Source organism: Pseudomonas sp. B33.4 (genome assembly GCF_034555375.1).
Taxonomy (GTDB): Bacteria; Pseudomonadota; Gammaproteobacteria; order Pseudomonadales; family Pseudomonadaceae; genus Aquipseudomonas.
In genome coordinates this window covers 5,515,810-5,538,539 of sequence record NZ_CP140706.1, presented here as the reverse complement: position 1 = coordinate 5,538,539, position 22,730 = coordinate 5,515,810, and the positions used below count along the sequence as shown (strand labels likewise).

Annotated in this window: 21 protein-coding genes and 3 pseudogenes; 9 read left to right on the top strand and 15 right to left on the bottom strand. The window is 60.3% G+C overall.

The window, feature by feature from the left end; all coding sequences use genetic code 11:
• Both U6037_RS24435 and rimI read left to right on the top strand, forming a co-directional pair.
• Complete coding sequence (locus tag U6037_RS24435; protein WP_322847358.1) at positions 1-747, top strand: energy transducer TonB; 747 nt, start codon at positions 1-3, stop codon at positions 745-747.
• Positions 740-1,192, top strand: coding sequence for a ribosomal protein S18-alanine N-acetyltransferase (gene rimI / locus U6037_RS24430; RefSeq protein ID WP_007912963.1), 453 nt, complete (start codon positions 740-742; stop codon positions 1,190-1,192). Before U6037_RS24435 ends, rimI begins: the two co-directional genes overlap by 8 nt.
• A 103-nt stretch (positions 1,193-1,295) precedes the next feature.
• Here rimI and U6037_RS24425 read toward each other — a convergent pair whose 3' ends face one another.
• Entirely contained in the window at positions 1,296-1,700 is a 405-nt protein-coding gene (locus U6037_RS24425) for a serine kinase/phosphatase (protein WP_322844810.1), read from the bottom strand.
• Between the two features lie 141 nt (positions 1,701-1,841).
• Between U6037_RS24425 and can the strand changes: the two genes are divergently transcribed.
• A complete protein-coding gene (can, locus tag U6037_RS24420) occupies positions 1,842-2,486 on the top strand; it encodes a carbonate dehydratase (RefSeq protein WP_064120416.1) in 645 nt (214 codons plus the stop codon).
• Positions 2,487-2,494: 8 nt separating this feature from the next.
• Here can and U6037_RS24415 read toward each other — a convergent pair whose 3' ends face one another.
• The 7 genes from U6037_RS24415 to U6037_RS24390 all read right to left on the bottom strand — a co-directional run bounded on the left by U6037_RS24415 (position 2,495) and on the right by U6037_RS24390 (position 11,341).
• Positions 2,495-3,019: an SET domain-containing protein-lysine N-methyltransferase gene (locus U6037_RS24415; RefSeq protein ID WP_322844809.1), complete on the bottom strand. Its 525-nt coding sequence runs from the start codon at positions 3,017-3,019 to the stop codon at positions 2,495-2,497.
• A gap of 177 nt (positions 3,020-3,196) precedes the next feature.
• Positions 3,197-4,384 (bottom strand): hypothetical protein, encoded by a 1,188-nt coding sequence (locus U6037_RS24410; RefSeq protein ID WP_322844808.1) that lies wholly within the window; start codon positions 4,382-4,384, stop codon positions 3,197-3,199.
• A gap of 119 nt (positions 4,385-4,503) precedes the next feature.
• Positions 4,504-6,198 carry an acid phosphatase gene (gene acpA / locus U6037_RS24405; RefSeq protein WP_322844807.1) on the bottom strand — a complete coding sequence of 565 codons (1,695 nt, stop codon included), beginning with the start codon at positions 6,196-6,198 and terminating at the stop codon, positions 4,504-4,506.
• A 98-nt stretch (positions 6,199-6,296) separates the two neighbouring features.
• Positions 6,297-6,665 (bottom strand): hypothetical protein, encoded by a 369-nt coding sequence (locus U6037_RS29575; RefSeq protein ID WP_416221690.1) that lies wholly within the window; start codon positions 6,663-6,665, stop codon positions 6,297-6,299.
• Positions 6,592-8,025 carry a J domain-containing protein gene (locus tag U6037_RS24400; protein WP_416221689.1) on the bottom strand — a complete coding sequence of 478 codons (1,434 nt, stop codon included), beginning with the start codon at positions 8,023-8,025 and terminating at the stop codon, positions 6,592-6,594. The genes U6037_RS29575 and U6037_RS24400 overlap by 74 nt, the downstream gene beginning before the upstream one ends.
• Positions 8,026-8,036: 11 nt before the next feature.
• Positions 8,037-9,734 (bottom strand): molecular chaperone HscC, encoded by a 1,698-nt coding sequence (locus U6037_RS24395; protein WP_322844806.1) that lies wholly within the window; start codon positions 9,732-9,734, stop codon positions 8,037-8,039.
• Positions 9,735-9,922: 188 nt separating this feature from the next.
• Positions 9,923-11,341, bottom strand: a complete 1,419-nt coding sequence (locus tag U6037_RS24390) for a short-chain fatty acid transporter (protein WP_007912940.1) — start codon at positions 11,339-11,341, stop codon at positions 9,923-9,925.
• A gap of 344 nt (positions 11,342-11,685) precedes the next feature.
• Between U6037_RS24390 and U6037_RS24385 the strand changes: the two genes are divergently transcribed.
• Positions 11,686-12,999: an MFS transporter gene (locus U6037_RS24385; protein WP_322844805.1), complete on the top strand. Its 1,314-nt coding sequence runs from the start codon at positions 11,686-11,688 to the stop codon at positions 12,997-12,999.
• Between the two features lie 39 nt (positions 13,000-13,038).
• On the opposite strand, the gene U6037_RS24380 is transcribed toward U6037_RS24385, so the two are convergent.
• Positions 13,039-14,409: a gluconate:H+ symporter gene (locus U6037_RS24380; RefSeq protein ID WP_322844804.1), complete on the bottom strand. Its 1,371-nt coding sequence runs from the start codon at positions 14,407-14,409 to the stop codon at positions 13,039-13,041.
• Positions 14,410-14,599: 190 nt separating this feature from the next.
• On the opposite strand from U6037_RS24380, the pseudogene U6037_RS29570 reads away from it, so the two are divergent.
• The 4 genes and pseudogenes from U6037_RS29570 to U6037_RS24365 all read left to right on the top strand — a co-directional run.
• Positions 14,600-15,376, top strand: a pseudogene (locus U6037_RS29570) (PAS domain-containing protein); the annotation flags it as partial.
• A complete protein-coding gene (locus U6037_RS29565) occupies positions 15,356-15,964 on the top strand; it encodes a methyl-accepting chemotaxis protein (protein ID WP_416221731.1) in 609 nt (202 codons plus the stop codon). The pseudogene U6037_RS29570 and the gene U6037_RS29565, both read left to right, overlap by 21 nt.
• Positions 15,965-16,118: 154 nt before the next feature.
• Positions 16,119-16,718 carry a flavin reductase family protein gene (locus tag U6037_RS24370; protein ID WP_322844802.1) on the top strand — a complete coding sequence of 200 codons (600 nt, stop codon included), beginning with the start codon at positions 16,119-16,121 and terminating at the stop codon, positions 16,716-16,718.
• A 75-nt stretch (positions 16,719-16,793) separates the two neighbouring features.
• Positions 16,794-17,426, top strand: coding sequence for a LysE family translocator (locus tag U6037_RS24365; RefSeq protein WP_322844801.1), 633 nt, complete (start codon positions 16,794-16,796; stop codon positions 17,424-17,426).
• Between the two features lie 23 nt (positions 17,427-17,449).
• On the opposite strand, the pseudogene U6037_RS24360 reads toward U6037_RS24365, so the two are convergent.
• The 3 genes and pseudogenes from U6037_RS24360 to ggt form a co-directional block, all read right to left on the bottom strand.
• Positions 17,450-17,602 (bottom strand): annotated as a pseudogene (locus U6037_RS24360) (transcriptional regulator); the annotation flags it as partial.
• A 126-nt stretch (positions 17,603-17,728) separates the two neighbouring features.
• Positions 17,729-18,096, bottom strand: a pseudogene (locus U6037_RS24355) (DUF6124 family protein).
• 396 nt (positions 18,097-18,492) lie between these two features.
• Positions 18,493-20,325: a gamma-glutamyltransferase gene (gene ggt / locus U6037_RS24350; protein ID WP_322844800.1), complete on the bottom strand. Its 1,833-nt coding sequence runs from the start codon at positions 20,323-20,325 to the stop codon at positions 18,493-18,495.
• Between the two features lie 262 nt (positions 20,326-20,587).
• On the opposite strand from ggt, the gene U6037_RS24345 reads away from it, so the two are divergent.
• Positions 20,588-21,685, top strand: coding sequence for a DUF2817 domain-containing protein (locus tag U6037_RS24345; protein ID WP_322844799.1), 1,098 nt, complete (start codon positions 20,588-20,590; stop codon positions 21,683-21,685).
• 82 nt (positions 21,686-21,767) lie between these two features.
• Here U6037_RS24345 and U6037_RS24340 read toward each other — a convergent pair whose 3' ends face one another.
• The 3 genes from U6037_RS24340 to U6037_RS24330 form a co-directional block, all read right to left on the bottom strand.
• Positions 21,768-22,025, bottom strand: coding sequence for a bacteriocin immunity protein (locus tag U6037_RS24340; RefSeq protein WP_102901119.1), 258 nt, complete (start codon positions 22,023-22,025; stop codon positions 21,768-21,770).
• Between the two features lie 125 nt (positions 22,026-22,150).
• Positions 22,151-22,426, bottom strand: coding sequence for a bacteriocin immunity protein (locus tag U6037_RS24335; RefSeq protein ID WP_322844798.1), 276 nt, complete (start codon positions 22,424-22,426; stop codon positions 22,151-22,153).
• A 16-nt stretch (positions 22,427-22,442) separates the two neighbouring features.
• A complete protein-coding gene (locus U6037_RS24330; RefSeq protein ID WP_322844797.1) occupies positions 22,443-22,697 on the bottom strand; it encodes a bacteriocin immunity protein in 255 nt (84 codons plus the stop codon).
• Between the last annotated feature and the right edge of the window lie 33 nt (positions 22,698-22,730).

The window sequence follows — 22,730 nt, the reverse complement described above, 5'->3', positions numbered from 1 at the left end:
ATGCAGGTGGTCAACTGGCTGCCGCGCACCGAATTGCCCTTCGCCGCGCCTTCACGGCCCGAGCTGCTGGACATGCCCGAGCCCGAGGTAGAGGCTCCGGTGGCGCCTGCACCGCAGGTCGAAACGCCCGCGCAACCTGCCGTTCGTCCGGCCGAACGACCAAAGATCGAAGTGCCCCGCCCTTCGTTGGCCAGCACCCGGACCAACGCCAAACCGGCGGAAGAGGCCGACGACACGCCAGTGGTCGCCAAACCGGCACCCGTGCCGCCGCCGCGTTTCTCCCTGCAATTGCTGCGCGCCGGGCGTTGCTTGCTGCTGGTCGAGTTACCCACAGGTGAACCGTTCCAGAGCCGCGATCCGGCGTATTTGCTGCTCAAAGACATGCTGCGTGCCGCCGGTCTGCCGGATGCGCCGCAAATTGTCGGCGAGCCGGTACGTTGGCCATGGCTCAATCGCGGCACCATGGATCAAGGCCCGGAAGCGGCGCGTGACTTTGTGCAGGGTTTCCTTTCCGTGCAAATGGAAGCCGCACCGTGCGCCTGCCTGTGGCTGATTGGCCTGCCGGCGGTGCGTTTTGCCGGCGAAGCGGACGCCGAAGCGTTCAATCGTGAGTTGCAGATCGAAGGTCTGGGCTCGGCCTGGGCCATTCCCGGTCTGGAATTGTTAATGGAAGAGCCACAGCGCAAGGCCGCTGTGTGGCAAGCCATGCGTCGGCTGATGGCGCGCTGGAAAGAATCGAATGAGTGACGCTGTATCGTTCCGCCCGATGACCGAGGCGGATCTGGAAACCGTGCTGAAAATCGAGTACGCCGCTTACAGCCATCCGTGGACTCGCGGAATCTTTCTCGACGGGCTGGGCAAGTACCAGATCTGGCTGATGTTTGAAGGTGAGCAACAGGTCGGGCATGGGGTGGTGCAGATCATTCTGGATGAAGCGCATCTGCTCAACATCACGGTCAAACCGGAGAATCAAGGGCGCGGGCTGGGGCTGACGTTGCTTGAGCATCTGATGTCGCGGGCGTATGCGGCTTCGGCGCGGGAATGTTTTCTGGAAGTGCGTGACAGCAATACGGGCGCGTTCAAGCTATATGAGCGTTATGGCTTCAACGAAATTGGCCGGCGTCGGGATTATTATCCGGCAGTGGGCGGGCGTGAAGATGCCGTGGTGATGGCCTGCACCCTGGTTGACTGATGACCTGTAGGAGCTGCCGAAGGCTGCGATCTTTTGATTTTGATGTTACGACCAAGATCAAAAGATCGCAGCCTTCGGCAGCTCCTACAAGAAGGCGCGTCTATTAGCGGTTGCCATCCAGCGGATCCCGCCGCGCCAGCTCTGCCTCATCCAGGCCATTACCGCCGCCGATGTCATCCTCATCGACAATGCTCAAATCCCAATCCGCCTGATTGCCTTGGCCCGCTTCTTCGGCATCCCGCGCACCGTCTTCATGAATCAGCGTTTCCGGGCTCAAGTCATCGTCCGTCGGCTCATGATCACTGACCGAAGCCCCGGTCATACCCGCCTCACGCACCCGTTCACGCGGCATCAACTGCTCACGTTCACGTTGCGGAATCTCATCACCGATCTTCGCGCTCGGCTCGTCTTCGTCGAAATCCAGCTCATGCACCGAACCCATGCGGTCTTCGTTATCATCGATGGGTTCCGGTTGCACGGCATCGTAAGGGCGTCGTGAATCAGTCATGGCAATTCCTCATACTGTGGGCCTTACTTAGGTGGACTCACCGGGCACACGAGAATTCCAATGAAATCACTTGCGCTGGTGGCGTGACCCCGACGGGCGGTCGTCTGTCATACCAGCGCATCTTTCTTGAGGCCTTACAGCATGCACGACTTACAAGACCTGATTGATAACAACGAGCGTTGGGCTGACGCGATCACCAAGGAAGACCCGGATTTCTTCGCCAAACTGGCGCGCCAGCAAACCCCTGAATACCTGTGGATCGGTTGTTCCGACGCACGCGTACCGGCCAACGAAATCGTCGGCATGTTGCCGGGCGATCTGTTCGTACACCGCAACGTCGCCAACGTCGTACTGCACACCGACCTCAACTGTCTGTCGGTGATCCAGTACGCGGTCGACGTGCTCAAGGTCAAACATATCCTCGTCACCGGCCACTACGGCTGCGGCGGTGTGCGCGCGTCGATGCAGGACCGTCAGTTCGGTCTGATCGACGGCTGGCTGCGATCGATCCGCGATCTGTACTACGAAAAACGCGAAGAACTGGCCAAGCTGCCGACCGAAGAAGAGCAGGTTGATCGCATGTGCGAACTCAACGTGATCCAGCAAGTGGCCAATGTCGCCCACACCAGCATCATCCAGAACGCCTGGCATCGCGGGCAGAGCCTGTCGATCCACGGGTGCATTTACGGCATCAAGGATGGCCGCTGGAAAAGTCTGAACACCACCATCAGTGGGTTCGAGCAACTACCGCCGCAGTATCGTTTGCGTCCGGTTGGCGCGGTGTAACTCACCTTTCAGCGCAAGCCGGAATGCCGCCAGCGCTGCAGGAAGTGATGGCCTTCCAGGCTGGGTGGTTCGTTGTAGCCGGTGATCCAGCCTCGGCAACGCGGCGAACCGCAACCGCAGGCGAACTGATGCAGCAGTTTGTCTTCGGTGGCGGTGTAATCCATGGTCAGGCGTTCGCCGCTGTGGATATCTTTCAAAGCCCACAGCCACAATTCGCTCATGTCGAGAAACACGTTGGGATCGCAGGCGTGTTCGATCAATCCGCAAAAGCGTGGGTCATAGAGGTGAATGCCCGTCAGCAGTTGGCGGGTCTGGCGGCAGCGATAGGGCAACAGCTGGCCTGAAAACCTGCACATCCGCCGGTTTTGCAGAAACTCACTACGCGCCACGACCCCCGTTGGGGTGCAATAGGCATCCTGAACGATTTCGTAATCGCTGCTGGAGGGGAACCCGAGGCGCACGGGCAGGCCGGCGAAGGGATAAATCCCTTCGCTGTCGCGTGGTGCAGGTTGCGCCATGACGTGGGTATTCATTGCGATCCTTGTCGCCGGGAGGCGACTTTCCTTGGAGTGACGTCCTGTCATTACTGCAATGTGGTTGCTTGGATCCAATCCTCTGCTATTAGGTATAGCCGGTCTACTGTCAGATCTGACAGGCGATTTAGACGCTTTCCCGCGTCAGCCTTGGCTGACACGGGAAGGCTTCAGCGATTACAGGTGCGGGGCGGGGATTGCGGTGGCTGGCAGCGGTGCCTGCAATTGTTTCAGTTGCGCCTTGATCGGGGTGGTCGCGCACTTGGCGGTGGCTTGTTCCGGGGTCAGGTTGCGGATCGAGGTATAGAACAGCTCGCAGGTTTTGACTTTCTGCGTGACCTGCCACGTCTGCGTGCAACTGTTGAGCGTTGTCTGCGCATCGCTGCCCGGTTTACTGCCCATTCCGGCCTGCCAGCAGGCGGCGCTCAAATCCTGCCCCATGACTTTCAGACCCGCCGCATCGGCCTTGGCTTGCGCATCGTCGCCGGTGTAGCTCTTCGGGTCGGCGGCGTACCAGATGTAACTCGGGTGGTTGGAGCCCAGCACCGGCACTTTCACGCCTTCGCTCGGGCTGATGATCGCCAGCCCCAAGACATTCACGGTTGGCCCGTATTGTTGCTTGATCCAGTTACGCACCGGCGCGCCGAACGCGACCATCGGCAGCGTAGTGCCGCTGGCGGTCTGGCTGAACTGTTTGACCAGCGTGGTCTGGTAGTCCTTGAAGTAGTCATACACGCCTTCCAGATCGCTGCCGGCATTGGACGGCGCGGCAATCGGGGCGATGTCGATGATGGTTTGATAAGCAGGGGTTTGCCCGGCCGGAATGCCGTTGTCAGTCAGCAACGTCGCCCAGCGATCGGTGGTGTTGGAGCGCAGATAATCCTGTGCCTGGGTCAGCGAGTAATCCGGCGGAAAGTGCAGCAATTCGACACTTTTACGGTTTTCCAGGGCCATGCCCAGTGGCAGGAAGAGATACCAGCTATAGGCCCATTTGCCATCGGCATTGAGCTTGCTGGCGCCGGTGTAGGCCAGATCTCCTGCGTCCAGCAGCGCCGACAGCGGTTTGTCGTAATCCTTCGGCACGCCGGTGATTTCGGCGTAGAGCTGACCGTTGTCGGTTTTCACCAGCACCTTGGCATCGGCATAACCATCGCGTTGCACGCTCTGGCTCAGGTAATGGGCGACGGTCTGTTCCAGCGTCCAGTTGCGGAAGCAGATCACGCTGCAGTTGTTGGGGTAAGCGAAGAGGCGGGTCACGCGTTCGGTGCTGCCCAGTTTCAGATCGACATCGGCGTGGACGGTCGCGCTCAGCGTGAGCGCGGCGACGGCCAGTGTCAGGGCGGTTAGTCCTGCGAGTTTGAACATGCTCAGATCCTTTTCAGCGTGGGTTCCCCGCGTGTCGGGGGCGGCTCATAGTGGATCAGTCGCGTTTGCCAGAGAAGCCGTCATCGGCAGATTTTTGCGCAAACTCGCAGGGCTGGTTTTCAGGCCTGAAAATGCAGGGCGTTGGTCAAATCGCCCATGGGTTTCTGGCCCCGGGCAATCATCGCGTCGTCCCGTTGTTTGAGGCCGTCAAGGGTCTCCAACTGGAAGACACGGGTGATCAGCCGCAGGATCGACGCGGTGTCGTAGACCGTGTGATCCACCGTGCCTTTGCGCGCGAATGGCGACACCACCAGCGCCGGCACGCGTGACCCAGGACCCCAGCGGTCGCCCTTGGGCGGGGCGACGTGATCCCACCAGCCGCCGTTTTCGTCGACCGTAACGATCACTACCATGTTTTGCCATTGCGGGCTTTCGCGCAGCACTTTCAGCGCGCGGAAGATGTGCCGATCCCCGGACGCCACGTCGGCATAACCGGCGTGCATGTTCAGGTTGCCTTGGGGTTTGTAGAAACTCACCGCCGGCAACTTGCCCGCTTCGGCATCGGCGAAGAATTTGTTGCTGCTCGACTCATCGCCCAAACCGGCATCGCGCATGCGTTTATTGCGCTCTTGCGGGTTTTCCGGGCCTTGCTGCTTGAAGTAGTTGAACGGCTGGTGGTGATACTGAAAATTGGGAATCTTCGGAATGCCGCCGGAATCCTTGTATTGATCCAGCGTCGCCTGCCACGCGCCGGCGTACCAGGCCCAATCGATGTGCTTTTTCGACAGCTTGTCGCCGATGTGTTCGTGGGTCTGCGGCACCATGACGTTGGGCAGATCCGCTTTGGCGTACGCCGGGCGCTCCGGATCGCGAATCCACGTGGGCCAGTAGGGTGGGGCGAGAGTATTGACGCCGAAGCCATCCGGGGTCAGTGCACTTGGGCCGAACTGCGGCGGGCCGGTCATGGCGCTGGCCGGCGATGCGTCCAGCGGCTTGAGGCGCGGATCGGCCGGATCGTCGCTTTGCAGCGCGGCGATCTGTGATTTGGCCACCGAGTTGGCAACGTCCGGATAGAACGGCGCGGTGGCGCTGATCAGGTACTGGTGGTTGAGGAACGAGCCACCGAAGGCGCCCTGGAAGAAGTTGTCGCACAGCACGAATTCCTGCGCGACGTCCCACAGGCGCAGGGAATAACGGCTCTGGGCGTAGTGGCCCATGGTCAAGCCACCGGAGTCGGCCCAGGCGACAAAACAGTCGTTCTTGCCACCGTTGATCTGCATCTGGTTCTGATAGAACACATGCCACAAATCGCGGGTGACCAGGCCAAGTGGCAAATCTTCAGCGTTCGGGCCTTTGAGGGCGAACGGTGCGTTGGCCAGGTTTTCCTGGAACTGCGTGGCGCTGGGGTAGGTCACGCCATCGAGGGTTTGCGGGCCGATCTGCAGGATGCCACCCCAAACCGGCGGCAGGGTTTGCAGCAGCGAGCCGTCGCGATCACGTTGTTGATAGTCGGCGGGCTTGAGCGCTGCCAGCGGTTTTTCGACACCGGGGAAATCACCGAACAGGTTGTTGAAGCTGCGGTTCTCGGCGTAGATCACCACCACGGTTTTCACCTGATCGCGCAAGGCCTTGTCCAGCTCGGCGGGCGCCAGCGGGCGTTCGGTCGGTTTGCCCGGTTGATCAGCGGCGCTGCCGCATCCGGCCAGCGAGGCGCCGACACCCAGTACCGCCACGCCGCCAAGGAAGCGGCGGCGGCTGGTATCGGTCGGGTTATCGGATTCAGGTGCGTCAGTGCTGTCTGTTTCGTCTTTCATCTGTCAGCCCGTTTTGCTTAATTGTTTCAGTATGTTTCGGGCGGACGCTAGCAAGTGAATGTGACGGTTGGGTGACAGGCGGCACTGGCGCTGCATGCCTAGCCGGGCATGAGTTGACTGAGCGAAAAGCCCAGTCTGCTGGCCGCCGTGATCGCGGTCATGACCACCAGAAACAGCAATTGCAGCGGACTGAAGTGCGCCCAATGCAGCGCGGTCAGCCAAGGGCGGCGGCTGCTCAGCTCCGGATCGAGCGAACCGATACGGCGTTTGTGCACCAGCCCGATCAGCAGCGTGCCGACATAAGTGAGCGCCCCCAGCGGGCCAAGCATCAGCGAAAACAGCAGCACCATCACCCCTTGCGGTACTCCGTGGCGTATCACCAGCCAGCGCGTGTCAGGGTTCCATTTGCGCGGAATCAGGCTTTCGGTGAGCCACAGGTCCGGGACGATGACATGGGCCGAGAGCACCCACCCACCAGCTCAGTGCGAAGCGGAAAAACCATACCGGTACGCAGGCAAATATCATTGGAATGAAGATAAGGTCTGCGGAATTTCTTTTCCCAAGGCCCAGATAGATCAGGCACAGCGCCAAGGCAATCGCCGTCCATACCCGCACCCAGGTTTCGGCGGCGATGGGCCGCGGAAGGAAACGCCGCCAGTAAAAAACGTCGGCATAAGGTAATCGCGCGAGCAGCTCGGGGAAGCGCCATTTGAGCTTTTCCGACAAGTCATGGCAGGCCTGCCATTCGTTCTGGCCAAAACCGTCGATGATCTTCTTCTGCTGCAGGGGCTTGAGCGGATTGATCAGCAGATGCGCCGCTTGTACGTCGGCCGCCCAGGTGCGGTCGCTTTCAGCCTTGGCGCGCAGATTGTCATAAAAACTTTCCTGATCGCAGCGTTCGATCAGCGTGTCCCAAAGCCAGACCGGTTGCGGGTGCAGGCCTTTGCTGTGATCCCAGCCGAACAGCTGGCCGATGCGGTCAAACAGCGGCACGCTCCATTCGCTGTCATTGAGCAAGTGCAGCAGGGTTTGCTGCCATTGTTCGCGGCGATCGAAAACCTGCAGCCACGGTTGGGCGCTGTAGCGTTTGAGCACGTTGAGGAATTCGCGTTCGCTCTGACTTTCGAGCAGCGCTTGCAGGGTGTTGCGATAGTCGGACATCAAGCTCTCGGCGAGCCTGTCGCGCTGATGATCATTGATCAGGACCTCTTGCCACGGCCCCAACCATCCGAGTTGCACTACGGCCCAGTGCAGCACCGGAGCGCGCAGGTGTGGCTGTTCAAAACACAGTTGCAGCAACAGCCTTTCGACGGCCTTGGCGCAGCCTTGTTGTTGCGCCTGATCCCAACGCTCGTCGAGGTTTTCGGGCGATAGCCCCTCAAGCAGTTGCCGTGCAGCCTGCGCTTCAAGCGCATACGCCTCTGTGTCCGGGGCCGCCGTCACTGGCTCGACAGGCAAAACATCATCCTTCGCCAGCGGTGCAAAAGGCTCAGGGGCTGCCGGGTTGACGGGCGGAAAGTCGAGACCGGCAAAATCCCACGCCGGGTTTTGCGCGTGGCTGTGTTTGTTTGCCAGCGCAGCATCGAATGCCAGTGCGGCAAAGGTGCTGGATGTCGTGGCCACGGCGACGTCGTCTCCGTCGGCAGGCTCAGCGTTTTCAAGGCGCCACTGGGCAATCGCCAGCGCCTGTTCGTAGGCTTCGCGCAAGCGCTGGAACCCTTCGGCATCCTCATCGGGGCGGAAGGTTTTCAACAGGCGCGCATAGGCGCGCTTGATGTCGCGGGTTTCAGCGTCATCGTGCAGGTGCAGCACCGACCAGCAATCCATGGCCAGGCTCCTTATTGCCACGGGGTGCGATCAAGTTCGCTCAGGCGGCGGCTCAAGTCAGTGCGCACTTCGCGGATCTGGCGCTCGTCCTGAGAGTCGAGGGCGATCTGGAATTGCTTGGCCCAATCGCCCATCAGATCACGCAGATCGCCCAGGCTTTCCTGATAGAGGCGTTCCAGACGTGCAGTCAGCAGCGTATTGACCTGCTGCTCGCGTGGATGAATTTTCAGCTGTGCCAGGTTTTGCAGGCGTTGCTGGATTTCCTCGGGGGAGAGCACGCCCGGGTTGTTCTCGATGACCAGCGAATGCTGTTGCCCGGTCAGGGGAATCTTTACCTGGGCTTCCAGCAAACCGTTGTTGTCGTAGGTGAAACGCACATCGAGGGCCACTTCGCCGGCCTTGCGTTTCGGCACCTTGATGTCCAGTTCGCCGAGCGCCACGTTGTCTTTGACCAGACGGCTTTCGCCCTGAAAGATCCGCACAACCACGTGTTCCTGATTGTCGTGCAGTGTGTACACGGTTTTCACCCGACTGACCGGCACGATGCTGTTGCGCTCAATGATCGGCAGGTAATGACCGCTCTCATAATTGCGGCCGACCTGCGTGGAAGTCTCGATGCCCAGCGTGTAGGAGCAGACGTCGGTCAGCACCACTTCTTCCAGCGCGGCGGCGCGGGCCTTGAGTGCCGCCTGAATGGCCGCGCCCTGTGCCACCACCTGATCAGGATCGAGGGTGATCGACGGGAACCGGCCGAACAGCCCGGCGGCGAGTTTGCGTACCAGCGGCATGCGCGTGGTGCCGCCGACCAGCAGAATTTCGTCGAGGTCGCTGACGCGGATGCGCGCATCGCGCAGCGCCCGTTCAATCGGCGCGCGCAGGCGTTCGAGCAGCGGCATGTACAGCGTCGCCAACTGTTGCTGGGTGATGGTTTGCGTCCACTGCCGCTCACCGAGTTGCAAGCGGAATTCGGCGCTGTCGTCCTGCCCCAGCGCCTTGCGCACGCGCTCGGCCTCGCGACGCAGGGGCTGGATGACGCTGCTGCGCTCCGGGAAGTCTGCGGCCGAGCGGTGCTGGCTGATGAAGTGCTCAAGCAGTACGGTGTCGAAATCTTCGCCGCCGAGGAAGTTGTCACCGGCGCTGGCGCGCACCTCCATGACCCCTTCGAACAGCTCCAGAATCGACACGTCGAACGTGCCGCCACCAAGGTCGAAAACCAGAAACGAAGTTTCCTTGTCCCGTTGGTGCAGTCCATAGGCGAGGGCGGCGGCGGTCGGTTCGTTGATCAGCTTCTCGACCTTCAGCCCGGCCAGTTCGCCGGCGATCCGTGTAGCCTTGCGCTGGGCATCACTGAAGTAGGCCGGGACGCTGATCACGGCTTCGGTGACTGTTTCGCCAAATGCGCGCTCGACGTCTTCTTTCAGACTCTTGAGCACCAGCGCGGAGAGTTCTTCCGGGCGAAACGCCTTGTCGGCCAGATAAACTTCCGTGGCGCTGCCCATGTGGCGCTTGAACAGCGATGCGGTCAGGCGCGGATGCGTGTGCAAACGCTCACGCGCCGCCTGGCCGACCAGAATCCGGCCTTGGTCATCCAGCCCGACAACGCTCGGTGTCAGGAACTGACCCAGGGCATTGGGCACCAACTCGGTGGCATCACCACGCCAGACGGCGACCAGGCTGTTGGTGGTTCCCAGGTCAATCCCTACGATCATTGCAACGAACTCCCTTTGCGCTTGGTAAAAAAATGAAACATTTATGGGCGCGCAGAATATTACTGAGGGTGCGATGCGGTAAAGCAGGATGATGGCTCTGAGCCATTATTTGCGACAGGCAGCCCGATACAGGGCTGTTTCAGGAGCAAAGTGCGGGGCGCGGCCACATGACTGCGCCCCGTTTGGGTTTACGGCATGACCGGCGGCGTATACGCCAGTGTCGTCCCCAGCGCCCACAGCAACAGCAGCACCAGCGGCGTATGCACCAGTAACTGCACGAACGAGAAGCCGATCAGATCCCGTGCCTTCAGTCCGAGTACGCCGAGCAGTGGCAGCATGTAGAACGGGTTGATCAGGTTCGGCAGCGCTTCGGCGGCGTTGTAGATCTGCACCGCCCAGCCAAGGTGATATTGCAGATCATTGGCGACCTGCATCACGTACGGCGCTTCGATAATCCACTTGCCGCCGCCCGACGGAATGAAGAAGCCCAGTATTGCCGAGTACACGCCCATCAGCAGCGCATAGGTATCGTGGGAGGCGATGCTGACGAAGAACGTCGAGATGTGGTGCGCCAGGGTTTGCGCATCGGTGCCTTTGACCGTGGTCATCAGCGCGGCAATCGAGCCGTACAGCGGGAACTGGATCAACACGCCAGTGGTGGTCGGCACCGCACGAGCCACGGCATCGAGGAAGCTGCGCGGACGCCAGTGCAGCAGCGCGCCGAGCATGATGAACAGGAAGTTGTAGGTGTTCAGCCCGGAAATCGCGGTGATCGCCGGTTTGGTCGAAAACTCGTGGAACAGCCATCCCGCCGCCAGCAGCACCAGCACAATGATCAGCAGCGGACTGTGTTCCAGCCATTCGCCCGGTCGTGTGCGCGGTTGCAGCGGTGGCAGGTTGAAGGCCGGGTCGATGCCGCAGGCCTTGGCGTCGCGCGCCGAATTCGGCCCGGGAGCGGTGGCGTAGGCGATGATGATCGAGATCACGATCAGCGCCAGCAGCATCACACCCGACTGCCAGAGGAAAATCGTTTCGGTGAACGGAATCACCCCGGTGATCGACAGGATCGACGGCGGCAGACTGGCCGGGTTGGCTTGCAACTGTGCGGCCGACGACGACAGACCCAGCGCCCACACCGCCCCAAGGCCCAGATAGGCGGCGGCGCCGGCGGCGCGGTAATCCATTTTCAGATCGGTGCGGCGTGCCAGGGCGCGGACCAGCAAACCGCCGAACACCAGCGACAGGCCCCAGTTGAGCAGGGACGCGACCATCGAGATCAGCGCCACCCAGGCCACGGCGGAACGGCCGTTTTTCGGGATCCGCGCCAGGCGATCTATCAGTTTTACAGCGGGTGGCGAGCTGGCGACCACGTAGCCGCCGATCACCACGAAGGCCATCTGCATGGTGAACGGAATCAGGCTCCAGAACCCGTCACCGAAGGCCATCGCCGCATCGGTGGGTTTGGCGCCCATGGCCAGCGTGGCCAGGGCGACGATGATCACGGCCAGCGCAGCGAATACCCAGGAGTCGGGAAACCAGCGTTCGGCGAAACTTGAACAGCGCAGGGCAAAGCGTGCGGAGCGGCTATCTTCGATATCAACGGCCACAGGGAGTACCTCGGATTTTTTATGGTTATTGTGGTCCGCGGGTTTCCGATTTCTCCAAACATACCCTGCCTGTGGGAGCGAGCTTGCTCGCGAAGGCGGTCGGTCAGTCGACATCGATTCTGAATGTCCCGGCCTCTTCGCGAGCAAGCTCGCTCCCACAGGTTTTTCTTCGGTTGTCGGAGACAGGGACTAATCCGCTGGACAGGCTTTAACAGTAATTCAACTGCCAATGCTTTGTGAGCAGCTTTTGCAAAACCGGGACTATGGTCTAACGGGTTGTCCATCCGCGCATTTGCGTAGACCATGGGCGCCTTGGTTTTTTGCCTGTTTCCGAGTTCTTTGCCATGACTGCCCAATCCCCGGCCAAACCTGCGCCGTTCAGCCGCTCCGACTACAAGACCCTCGGCCTTGCGGCCCTTGGCGGCGCGCTGGAAATTTACGATTTCATCATCTTCGTCTTCTTCGCCCTGACCCTCAGCCAGTTGTTCTTCCCGCCGGAAATGCCCGAGTGGCTGCGCTTGCTGCAAAGCTTCGGGATTTTCGTCACCGGTTATCTGGCGCGGCCGCTGGGCGGGATTCTGATGGCGCATTTCGCCGACAGACTCGGGCGCAAGAAAGTCTTCAGCCTCAGCATCCTGATGATGGCGCTGCCGTGTCTGCTGATCGGGATCATGCCGACCTATGCGCAGATTGGTTACTTCGCGCCGCTGCTGTTGCTGGCGCTGCGCATTCTGCAAGGTGCGGCGGTCGGCGGCGAAGTGCCGAGCGCGTGGGTGTTTGTCGCCGAACACGCGCCGGCCGGCCATCGCGGTTATGCCTTGGGTTTTTTGCAGGCCGGGCTGACCTTCGGTTACTTGATCGGCGCATTGACTGCGACCTTTCTCGCGCAAGTCTTCACACCTGCTGAAATCCTCGATTACGCCTGGCGCTATCCCTTCCTGCTCGGCGGCGTATTCGGTGTGATCGGCGTCTATCTGCGTCGCTGGTTGAGCGAAACTCCGGTGTTCATGGCGATGGAAGCGCAGCGCGAGGCACGCGTTGAATTGCCGCTGCGCACGGTGCTGCGCGAGCATCGGCTGGCGATGCTGCCGGCGATGCTGCTGACTTGCGTGCTGACCTCGGCGGTGGTGGTGTTCGTCGTCATCACCCCGACCATGATGCAGAAAACCTTCGGCATGACCGCCAGCCACACCTTCGCCCTCAGCGCCTTGGGTATCGTCTTTCTCAACATCGGTTGCGTGATCGCCGGCCTGCTGGTCGACCGCATCGGCGCGTGGCGCACGGTCATGCTGTATAGCCTGCTGCTACCGCTGGGTATCGGTGTGCTTTACGGCTGCCTGATCAGCGGTGGCGAGTGGATTGGTATCGCGTACGCCATTGCCGGTCTGGCGTGCGGTGTGGTCGGTGCGGTGCCGTCGGTGATGGTCGGCCTGTTCCCGGCGCGTATTCGCGTGTCAGGCATTTCCTTTACCTACAACATCGCCTACGCCGCCTGGGCAAGCATCACACCGCTGCTGCTGATCGGTCTGATGCCGTGGAGCCCGTGGATTTGTGTGATGTTCTGCGCGGTGATGGGCATGGTCGGCATCGTCAGCGCGGCGTATTTTGGCTCGCGCACGCCGCGAGTCGGCAGCCAATCCGTGGCGCCTTGTTCCTGAAGGCGAGTTAACGGCCTCAGCGAAAACCCGCCGAGGCCGTTACGTCAGCCAGTGCCACCACAGCAACGTCCCGATCAAGCCCACCACCGAGACGATGGTTTGCAGGATCGACCAGACCCAGATCGTCTGTTTCAGCTGCAAGCCAAAATACTCGCGAACCATCCAGAAGCCGGCATCGTTAACGTGGCAGAAGAACACGGAGCCAGCGCCTATCGCCAACGCCACCAACGAACTCTGCGTTGCGGCGAGCCCCGCCATCATCGGCGCCAGAATCCCTGCCGTCGTCGTTGTGGCCACCGTCGCCGAGCCTGTGGCCTGACGCAATGCCACGGCAATCAGCCAAGCGAGCAGCAGGTACGGCATGTGCGCGCCTTCAGCGACTTTGCTGATGGTCTGACTGACGCCAGCATCCAGCAAGGTCTGCTTCAAGCCGCCGCCAGCACCGATGGTCAGCAACAGCACGGCAATCGGCGCGAGGCTTTTGCGCAGGGTGCCACCGACGTCTTCACGGGGCATGCCATTGGCCCAGCCGAGGCAGATCACCGCCGCCATCACCGCAATGCTCAACGCCACCAACGGTTCGCCGAGGAACTTCAGGCTCAGGGCGACGCTGCTTTCCGGACTCATCGCGACTTTCGCCAGGGTGCTACCGAGCATCAGCAGCACCGGCAACAGAATGATCAGCAGCGACATGCCGAAACTCGGCTGGCGCGGCGCTTTCGGCGGCGCACTGAACAAAGCGCCGAGCTCTGCCGGCTCATCGACATGCATGCGTTTCGACAGCCAGTTGCCGTACAGCGGCCCAGCCAGAATCACCGCCGGGATGGCGATACTGAAACCGAGCAACATGGTCAGCCCGAGGTCGGCATGTAACGCACTGACCGCAATCAGCGGCCCCGGGTGCGGTGGCATCAGCGCATGCAGCGTGGTCATCCCGGCCAGCGCCGGAATCGCGATTTTCAACAGCGGCTGACCCGAACGCCGGGCCATGACGAAGATGATCGGCACCATCATCACCAGACCCACTTCAAAGAACAGCGGCAGGCCAATCACCATCGCCACCAGCGCCATTACCCATGGCAGCGACTTGCCTTTGCCCAGCCCGAGCAAGGTCGAGGCAATGCGGTCGGCGGCGCCGGATTCGGCCATCAGCGCACCGAGCATCGAACCCAGCGCAATGATGATCCCCGCTTCGCCGAGAATCGCCCCGGCGCCTTTGCTGAAGGCCTTGGCCACGTCTTCGGGCGGTAAACCGGCACCGACACCGGCGATGAAAGTGCCAATCAGGATCGATAGAAACGGCGGCAGTTTGGTGGCGCTGATCAACACGATGATCGTCGCAATGGCCAGCAGGCAGCAGAGAATCAGGCGGGTGTCATGCACCATCCAGGCAGCGGTCGATAAATCCAAAACGGAACTCCTTATCGGGCGAAAACCGGCAACATGTTGTTGCAATTTATCTTGAGAATACCTGATGTGGCCGGGCCAGAGCGCTGGGGTTTGTATCCGGCTTGTGGAGGACAGAGCAGTTCGATGGCCTGTCGAGATTATTTTTGACTGACCGGTCGCAAGTGCTCTTCAGAAAAGATTTTCAAGGCCGATGGCTAGGCTGCATCCCGCTTTCTATCCTGCCCATCGGTACTTTCCCATGTTCAACAAACGCCTGAAGCAAGAGCTGGCCGCTCTTCGTGAAGAACTCTCCAGCCTCGTGCAGGTGAAGGAAAGCCTGGAAAGCGAGATGCTGGTGCTGAACCTTGAGCCCGACGGGCGCATTCAATCGGTCAACCAGAACTTCCTCACCGAGATGCTCTACAAGAGCCAGGACCTGATCGGTCGGGCGATTGAAGACATCGTCCCGGCACATGTGAAGACTGACGAATTCCATCACCGCTTCAAAAACGCCATGACGCGCGGCGAGCATTTCGCCGGTGCCGTGCGCCTGCTGCGTGGCAATGGTGAAGAAGCGTGGCTGCGTTCGATCGTGCAACCGGTGCGTTCCTCGGATGGGCGCATCAAGCACATTTCGCTGTTCGCCAGCGACCTGACTCGCACCATTGAAGCCTCCCGTGAGCACGAAAACCTGATTGGTGCGTTGGTGCGTTCGACCGCCGTGATTGAGTTCGACCTCAACGGCAATGTGCTGAACGCCAACGATCGTTTTCTCAGTGGCATGGGTTACAGCCTGGCGCAGATCAAGGGCAAACATCACCGCACGTTCTGCGCTCCGGAGGAATACAACAGCGCCGAGTATCAGAACTTCTGGCGGCGTCTGAACAACGGCGAGTTCGTCGCTGACCGCTTCAAGCGTGTCGACAGCCATGGTCGTACGGTGTGGCTGGAGGCGTCCTACAACCCGGTGGTCGATGCCAACGACAAACTGTACAAAGTGGTGAAGTTCGCCACGGTGATCACCGATCAGGTCAACCGCGAGCAAGCAGTAGCCGACGCGGCCAGCATTGCCTACAGCACTTCGCAGCAAACCGACAGCACCGCGCAACGTGGCACCACCGTGGTCACCGAGGCGGTGAACGTGATGCGTGATCTGTCGCGACACATGCAAGCTGCCGGTGAGGGTATCGAGGCACTGAACGAGCAGTCGCAGGTGATCGGCACGATCGTCAAAACCATCAGCGGGATTGCCGAGCAGACCAACCTTCTGGCGCTCAACGCTGCTATCGAGGCGGCGCGCGCCGGTGAGCAGGGCCGTGGCTTTGCGGTGGTGGCCGACGAAGTGCGGCAACTGGCCTCGCGCACCAGTCAGGCGACCGAAGAGATTGTCACCGTGGTGCGGCAGAACCAGGAAATGGCGCGCAACGCCGTGGCGCTGATGACCGACGGCAAGCTTCAGGCCGAACAAGGGCTGGCGCTGGCGGCAGAGGCGGGTACGGTGATTGTCGAGATTCAGGACGGTGCGCAGAAGGTCGTCAACGCCGTGGGCCAGTTCGCCAATCAGCTCTCCCACTGACCCGCACTAAACCCTGTAGGAGTGAGCCTGCTCGCGATAGCGGTGTATCAATCAGCACAAATGTTGAATGTCAGACCCTGATCGCGAGCAGGCTCACTCCTACAAATGTGCGTTGGCGCTACAATCGGCTTCTTTTTTCCCCGGAGCTGACTCCATGAGCGATTCCCACCGCCGCCCGGTGCCCCTGAACAAAGCCTACCGTTTGCTCAACCACGGGCCGACCGTACTGGTCAGCGCCGCCCACGATGGCCAACGCAACATCATGGCTGCCGCTTGGGCGATGCCTTTGGACTTCGAACCGCCGAAAGTCGCCGTCGTCCTCGATAAATCCACCTGGACCCGCCAGTTGCTCGAAGCGTCCGGCACTTTCGTGCTCAACGTGCCGTGCGTCAATCAGGCTGACATCGTGCAAACCGTCGGCAATACCTCGGGCCTGGAGATCACTCAAACCCAAGGGCAAGACAAGTTTCAGGCGTACGGCTTGCAGACGTTTGCCGGCGAACAAGTCCAAGCCCCTCTGCTCGACGGCTGCGTGGCCTGGCTCGAATGCCGTTTGCTCCCGGAGCCGCGCAATCACGAGCAGTACGACCTGTTTCTCGCCGAAGTCATTGCCGCCCAGGCCGATGAGCGCGTGTTCAGCGACGGGCGCTGGCATTTCGAAGGGCACGATGGTTTGCGCACCTTGCACCACGTGGCGGGCGGGCATTTCCTGAAGATTGGCGATGCGGTGGATGGCAAGACGCTAGCGGTCTGAATGACGGCTGATGGCAAAACATTGCGGGATGTTGCAAGGTAGAGGGCATCGTCGAACCAATCAGGCGCATGCCCCATGGATCTTTCCCTTTCGAGTTATCTGGCGCCGCTGCTGTCGTTGGCCCTGCTATGGACGGTGGCCGTGGTCACGCCCGGCCCGAACTTCTTCAACATCGCGCAACTGGCGGTCAGCCGTTCCCGCCGACACGGTGTCGTCGCGGCGCTCGGCGTGGCCAGCGGAACCGTGTTGTGGGGGCTGGCGGGTGGCCTGGGCATTCAGTCGCTGTTCAGCGCCGCACCAGCGCTGTACTTGAGCTTCAAGATTGCCGGTGGCTGCTACCTGATCTACCTCGGGCTCAAGCAGTTCAAGCGCAAGGCGCCGATCGTCCCTGGCACGCTCGATACCTCGGAGCAAACGTTGCTCGGCGCTTATGGCCGCGGCTTTTTGGGCAACATGACCAATCCCAAATCGGCATTGTTTGTCGCGACCATTTTCGCCACCGCCATGCCGGCTCACATCCCGCCGCTGTTGCTGGCGCTGGCAGTCATGACCATGGCGACGCTGTCGTTCAGCTGGTATTGCTGCGTGGCGCTGTTCTTCGCCAGTCGCCGGATTGCCGGTGTGTATGAGCGTTCGCGACAATGGCTGGATCGCTTCGCGGGCGGTTGCTATCTGTTGTTTGGTGCGCATCTGGTGGCTAATCGCTGAGCCATAGATCTTGGATGTGAAAGCTGTGTGGCCTCGTAGGCTTCGATAAGGCTGATCATGATGTCGAAGTGATCGCCTTCAGGAGTACCCGGTACTGGCTCGTTGTCGAAAAGTGCAGACACGTTTTTGAGCGCCGCACGATAGTCGTCTTCGTTATGAATTGGGCTTACGTTCACGGATTACTCCACTTCAAAGGAGTCCGCCTCATAGGGCAATAAGAGAGGCCAGGTTTATTCCGGGCAACGCCAGGAAATAAGAATCCGATGCCTTCACGGCATCGGATTTTTTATGCATTACGAAAACTACGTAACCGGCTGAACGTTATCCAGCGCCTGATTCACCGCCAACTCACTCAGCATGACGATTTGTGCGATACCCAGCGCGGTCTTGCGGTGCGCGGTATCCAGCACGGCGGCGAAATTGTTGAGCATCTCGGTGACCGAACCCAAGGACTCACTGGCATTGGCCTGCAGCGATTCGGTGTCGTAACCGGGTTGGCGAGGTACATGGGTTCAGCTACGCGGGCGGACGCCATGATTTGAATGGTCGGTTTGAGGTAGTGGTCGAGGGCGCGGTCGGCCGCTTCGTTGAGTTTTTTGCTGTCGATCGTTGCGTACGGGGATGTTGGGTCGGTGTTTGTTTCGGGGGGATTGGGTGTTGGTTTTTTCATGGTGTTCTCCGATCAGGATAGGAGCTGGCCGATTCGGTTTCCGAACGAATAGGTGGCAGCTGTACGCAGGTTGGAAACCCGGGGAACGGAGAACCCGGTTGACCCGAAGGTCTCCCGCGCACAGCCGCCATAACGGAGTGCACACCATGAAGGTGCGCAAGGATACGTTATGAAAGGCGCTTGTGCGCTCGGTTCTACTCGGGGTTTCCAATCCCGGTCACTGAATTGGCAGCGACGAGTACAGGCTAGAGAGCTGACGTCCGACGGACAACCTGAAAACCTTGTGGGACGGTTCTCTGTTTACCTCGCAGCTTTTAAACATCCCGATTTGAAATACGCGGTGTGCTAAGCAAAAGGCCTACCTCACGGTAAGCCTTTTCTCTTTGCGTCCTAGCCTCAATCCCCCAACGCTTCGCCTTCACGCCGTGGATCCGCGCCACCCTCCAGCGACGCCTTCCCCTGCGCATCCTTGACCCGCACGATGGCCTGGGTGCCGCTGGTCATGTCGATTTCATTCACCGCATGCCCTTTGTCTTTCAGTGCCTGAATCAGCGCCGGGCTGAATTGGCCTTGTTCCAGTTCGGTCGGGCCATTGCGGCTGCCGAAGTTGGGCAGGCTGATGGCGCTTTGCGGGTCGAGGTTCCAGTCGAGCAGGCCGACGGTGGTTTTCGCCACGTACTCGATGATTTGCGAACCGCCCGGCGAGCCGACCGTAGCGACGAATTCGCCGCTGGCGCGATCGAAGATCAGCGTTGGCGCCATCGACGAGCGCGGGCGTTTGCCGGGTTCGACGCGGTTGGCGACTTTCTGGCCGTTCTCTTCGGGGATGAACGAGAAGTCGGTCATCTGGTTGTTGAGCAGAAAACCCTGAACCATCAGGTGCGAGCCGAATGCGGCCTCGATGGTGGTGGTCATCGACACGGCGCCGCCGAGGTCATCCACCGCGACCACTTGCGAGGTGGAGATGCGCAGCGGCGAACGGTCCGGGGCGTAGGCGACCTGCACGCCCGGCGGTGTGCCCGGTTTGGCGCTGCCCATGCTGCGCTCGCCGATCAGGCTGGCGCGGCTGGCGAGATAACCCGGGTCGACCAGGCCTTTGACCGGCACCGGCACGAAGTCGGTGTCGGCGACGTATTGCGCACGGTCGGCGTAGGCCAGACGTTCGGCTTCGGCGATCAGATGCACGGCTTGCGGATCCGGTTCAATCCCGGCCGGTTTGTCGGTCTTCACCGGTTTGAGCGGCGTCAGTGACAAGCGTGGATCGCGGGTTTCCAGCGCCTGCAATGTGCCGAGAATCTGCGCCACGGCGATCCCGCCCGACGACGGTGGTGGCATGCCGCAAACCTGCCAGCGCTTGTAATCGGTGCACAGCGGCGCACGCTCCTTGGCCTGATAGCGCTGCAGATCGTTCAGCGACAGGCTGCCGGGGTTGGCGTGGCCCTGAACCTTGGCGACGATTTCTTCAGCGATCGGGCCTTTGTACAGCGCGTCCGCGCCTTCATTGGCAATGCGTTTGAGCACTGCGGCCAGCGCCGGGTTTTGCAGGCGCGTGCCGACGGCTTTGACGCTGCCATCGGCATTGAGGAAGTACTTGGCCATGTCAGGCGACTTGCGGATGACAGGATCTGATTCCAGCAGCGAGTGCAGACGCGCAGAGATCGCAAAGCCTTGCTCGGACAGTTTGATCGCAGGTTCAAATAGCTTCGCCCACGGCAGGCGACCGTGTTGTTTATGCGCCATCTCCAGCGCGCGCAACACGCCCGGCGTACCGACCGAGCGACCGCCGATCTGCGCCTGCGGGAACGACATCGGCTGGCCATCGGCACGCAAGAACAGCTTCTCGGTGGCGCCGGCCGGTGCGGTTTCGCGGCCGTCATACGTGCGCACCTGTTTACCGTCCCACAACACGATCATCGCGCCGCCACCGATCCCGGACGATTGCGGCTCAACCAGGGTCAGCACCGCTTGCATCGCAATCGCCGCATCAATCGCCGAACCGCCCTGACGCAGCATCTCCCGACCGGCTTCAGCAGCCAAGGGATTGGCAGCGGCGGCCATGTGTTTGCTGGCGTGGCGGGTTTGCAGATCGGTGCGGAAACCGGACGCAGCTTCCGGTGCCAGCGGCAAGGTCGAGGAGGGCGGGGCGTTGCACGCGGTGAGGGTCAGGGCGCTGATGATCAGCGTCAGGGCAGGCAGGCGAAAGCGGCTCAAGGGCAAGGCTGAAAACACGCGGGCTCTCCGTCCGTGGGATAAAAGTCTGAGGGACTTTATCGACCGCTCGGTCGCGACGCAAACCGGTGGGCATTTTTGTCTTTCTTTTCGGGGCGGATGTTCGCTAGGGTCAACCGCAAATCTATTGAACTGAGACAAAGCCCCTGTGGGAGCGAGCCTGCTCGCGAATGCGGCGTGTCAGGCAACCAAAATGTTGGATGCACCGCGCCTTCGCGAGCAGGCTCGCTCCCACAAATACAAAACCAACAAGAGGCCAAGAATGCACAGCGAGTTCCCCACCGAATCCAGCTACCGCGATCAACGCGAACAGTTCATCACCGCCGCCAATGCCGCCGGAGCCGCGCTCACTTCCTACGTACATCCGCGTTGCGGGCCATTCGGTGAGCCCCTGAGCACCGACGTCGCCGTGCTCGGTGATCCACAGGCCAAACGTCGGCTGGTAGCGCTCAGCGGCACGCACGGGGTCGAGGGCTATTACGGCTCGGATTGTCAGATCGATTGGCTGAAAAACTTCGTACCGGGTTCGCTGCCCAGGGATGTCGCGGTGGTCATGGTTCACCTGATCAACCCATGGGGCACCGCATGGCTGCGTCGGGTCAACGAAGACAACATCGACCTCAACCGCAATCACCTCGATTTCGCCGGACCGTTGCCGGACAACCGCGCTTACGCTGCACTGCATGAAATCTACGCCTGCACCGATTTGCACGGCCCCGAGCGCCAACGCGCCGATGCCTTGCTCGATGCACAAATCAACGAACATGGCTGGCCGGCAGTGATGTCGATTGTCGAGGGCGGTCAGCACAGTCATCCCGATGGACTGTTTTACGGTGGCCGTGCGCCGAGTTGGTCGAACCGCACGCTGCATCAAATCATCGAAACGCATCTGGCTGGCGCTGAAACCGTGATGTGTTTTGATTTGCACACCGGCGCTGGCGAATACGGCCATCCGATGTTGCTGACCATCACCCGGGCGCCTTATCCGGCACTGGCGCAAGCCCAGGCGATTTATGGCCCATGGCTTTACACGCTGCACACCGGCGCCGATACCTTGAGCGAAACCGGAGTGGCTGCGACGGCTACGGGGTACACCTCGCAGGCGTTGCTCAATGCTTTACCGGGCGTGCAGTTGATGCCGTTCGTGATCGAGTGCGGGACGTATCCGGGGCCGGATGTGCATCGGCATTTGCGCGATGACCATTGGTTGCATCTGCATGGTGATCCGCTGGATGCGACAGGGAGGGGGATCAAAGTGAATTTGTTGGAGCAGTTTTATCCGGCTGATCCGGATTGGCGGGCGATAGTGGGGCTGCGGACTCGGCAGATCTGGGCGAAGGGGTTGTTAGCTCTGTCGTGAGTAGGTCAGACATAGCCTTGTGGTGAGGAGCTTTATCCCCTCGCCACAAGTTCGGTGATCATCTCGAGGTGTAAATTAGTACTTATTGCTTAAACCCAGGCAGTCCATTCGCGGCGCGCCATTCTTTTACGGTCGCCGTTATGCCTTCAGGGGAGCATTGCGCCCCATCCTCTGGCCAATAGATCAAGTCAGTGCCCGCGGGATGTTCGGCCAGCTCACTGAAGTTATCTAACATATCCGCCAGCACTGTCTCTGACGTACCGTCCGTGTTGGATATGAATATTTGCTGCAGCAGATAAATAAATTGCTCTTCCCTATAGTCAGAAATTTTCTTGGCCAAGTTGTCACCTCTGCTAAAAATAAGTAAGTTCTTGGCGTGCTAACCCGTAATTTATCGAAGTCCTGGAAACCTGCTCAGGTCCCGGCTGTTGATCGGGCGACGCGTCTCTATGAAGCGGCGAGTTGTCAAGCACCCTTGAACCCTGGCAATCCCTGCGCCGCTCGCCAGTCTTTCACAATTCGCATTACACCCTCGGGGGAGTTATCCGCTCCAGACTCTGGATAGTAGATCAGGTCCGAACCTGCTGGGTGCTCATTGATTTTCTCGAAGTGCAACAGCAGCATGTCAGCACGATCATCGTTTTCAGCTTCTTCATCTTCTTTGGCGAGCTCTTCCAGCAGCGCGACGAACTCGCCCTCGGTGTACTCCGAAATACTGCTTTTGGTAAAAGGAGAGAGCATATTTTGCGTTCGATACCTATTGCTTGAAACCCGGAAGTCCATTGGCGGTGCGCCACTCTTTCACGGTTTCGGTGATGCCTTTCGCAGAGTCATCGGCATCCTCGGCCGGATAGAAAATCAAATCGGATCCTTCGGGATGTCCGCAAATAGAATTAAAGTGAAATACGAGTCTGCTTTCTTCCTCCTCGGTTTCATCGTTTCCCATGATGCGCTCAAGCAGCTCAATGAACTCTTGTTCCGTGTAATCCGAAAAATTCTCTCTAGTAGCCATTTCTATCTTCCCTGTGGACATTTACATCTTGCT

Bases quoted from the DNA above. Each gene is read 5' to 3' on its own strand.
- U6037_RS24410 (WP_322844808.1), bottom strand. From the start codon at position 4,384: ATGTTCAAACTCGCAGGACTAACCGCCCTGACACTGGCCGTCGCCGCG.
- U6037_RS24435 (WP_322847358.1), top strand. From the start codon at position 1: ATGCAGGTGGTCAACTGGCTGCCGCGCACCGAATTGCCCTTCGCCGCG.
- U6037_RS24330 (WP_322844797.1), bottom strand. From the start codon at position 22,697: ATGGCTACTAGAGAGAATTTTTCGGATTACACGGAACAAGAGTTCATT.
- U6037_RS24395 (WP_322844806.1), bottom strand. From the start codon at position 9,734: ATGATCGTAGGGATTGACCTGGGAACCACCAACAGCCTGGTCGCCGTC.
- U6037_RS24365 (WP_322844801.1), top strand. From the start codon at position 16,794: ATGGATCTTTCCCTTTCGAGTTATCTGGCGCCGCTGCTGTCGTTGGCC.
- U6037_RS24415 (WP_322844809.1), bottom strand. From the start codon at position 3,019: ATGAATACCCACGTCATGGCGCAACCTGCACCACGCGACAGCGAAGGG.
- U6037_RS24385 (WP_322844805.1), top strand. From the start codon at position 11,686: ATGACTGCCCAATCCCCGGCCAAACCTGCGCCGTTCAGCCGCTCCGAC.
- rimI (WP_007912963.1), top strand. From the start codon at position 740: ATGAGTGACGCTGTATCGTTCCGCCCGATGACCGAGGCGGATCTGGAA.
- can (WP_064120416.1), top strand. From the start codon at position 1,842: ATGCACGACTTACAAGACCTGATTGATAACAACGAGCGTTGGGCTGAC.
- U6037_RS24400 (WP_416221689.1), bottom strand. From the start codon at position 8,025: ATGGATTGCTGGTCGGTGCTGCACCTGCACGATGACGCTGAAACCCGC.
- U6037_RS24335 (WP_322844798.1), bottom strand. From the start codon at position 22,426: ATGCTCTCTCCTTTTACCAAAAGCAGTATTTCGGAGTACACCGAGGGC.
- U6037_RS24370 (WP_322844802.1), top strand. From the start codon at position 16,119: ATGAGCGATTCCCACCGCCGCCCGGTGCCCCTGAACAAAGCCTACCGT.
- U6037_RS24425 (WP_322844810.1), bottom strand. From the start codon at position 1,700: ATGACTGATTCACGACGCCCTTACGATGCCGTGCAACCGGAACCCATC.
- U6037_RS24345 (WP_322844799.1), top strand. From the start codon at position 20,588: ATGCACAGCGAGTTCCCCACCGAATCCAGCTACCGCGATCAACGCGAA.
- acpA (WP_322844807.1), bottom strand. From the start codon at position 6,198: ATGAAAGACGAAACAGACAGCACTGACGCACCTGAATCCGATAACCCG.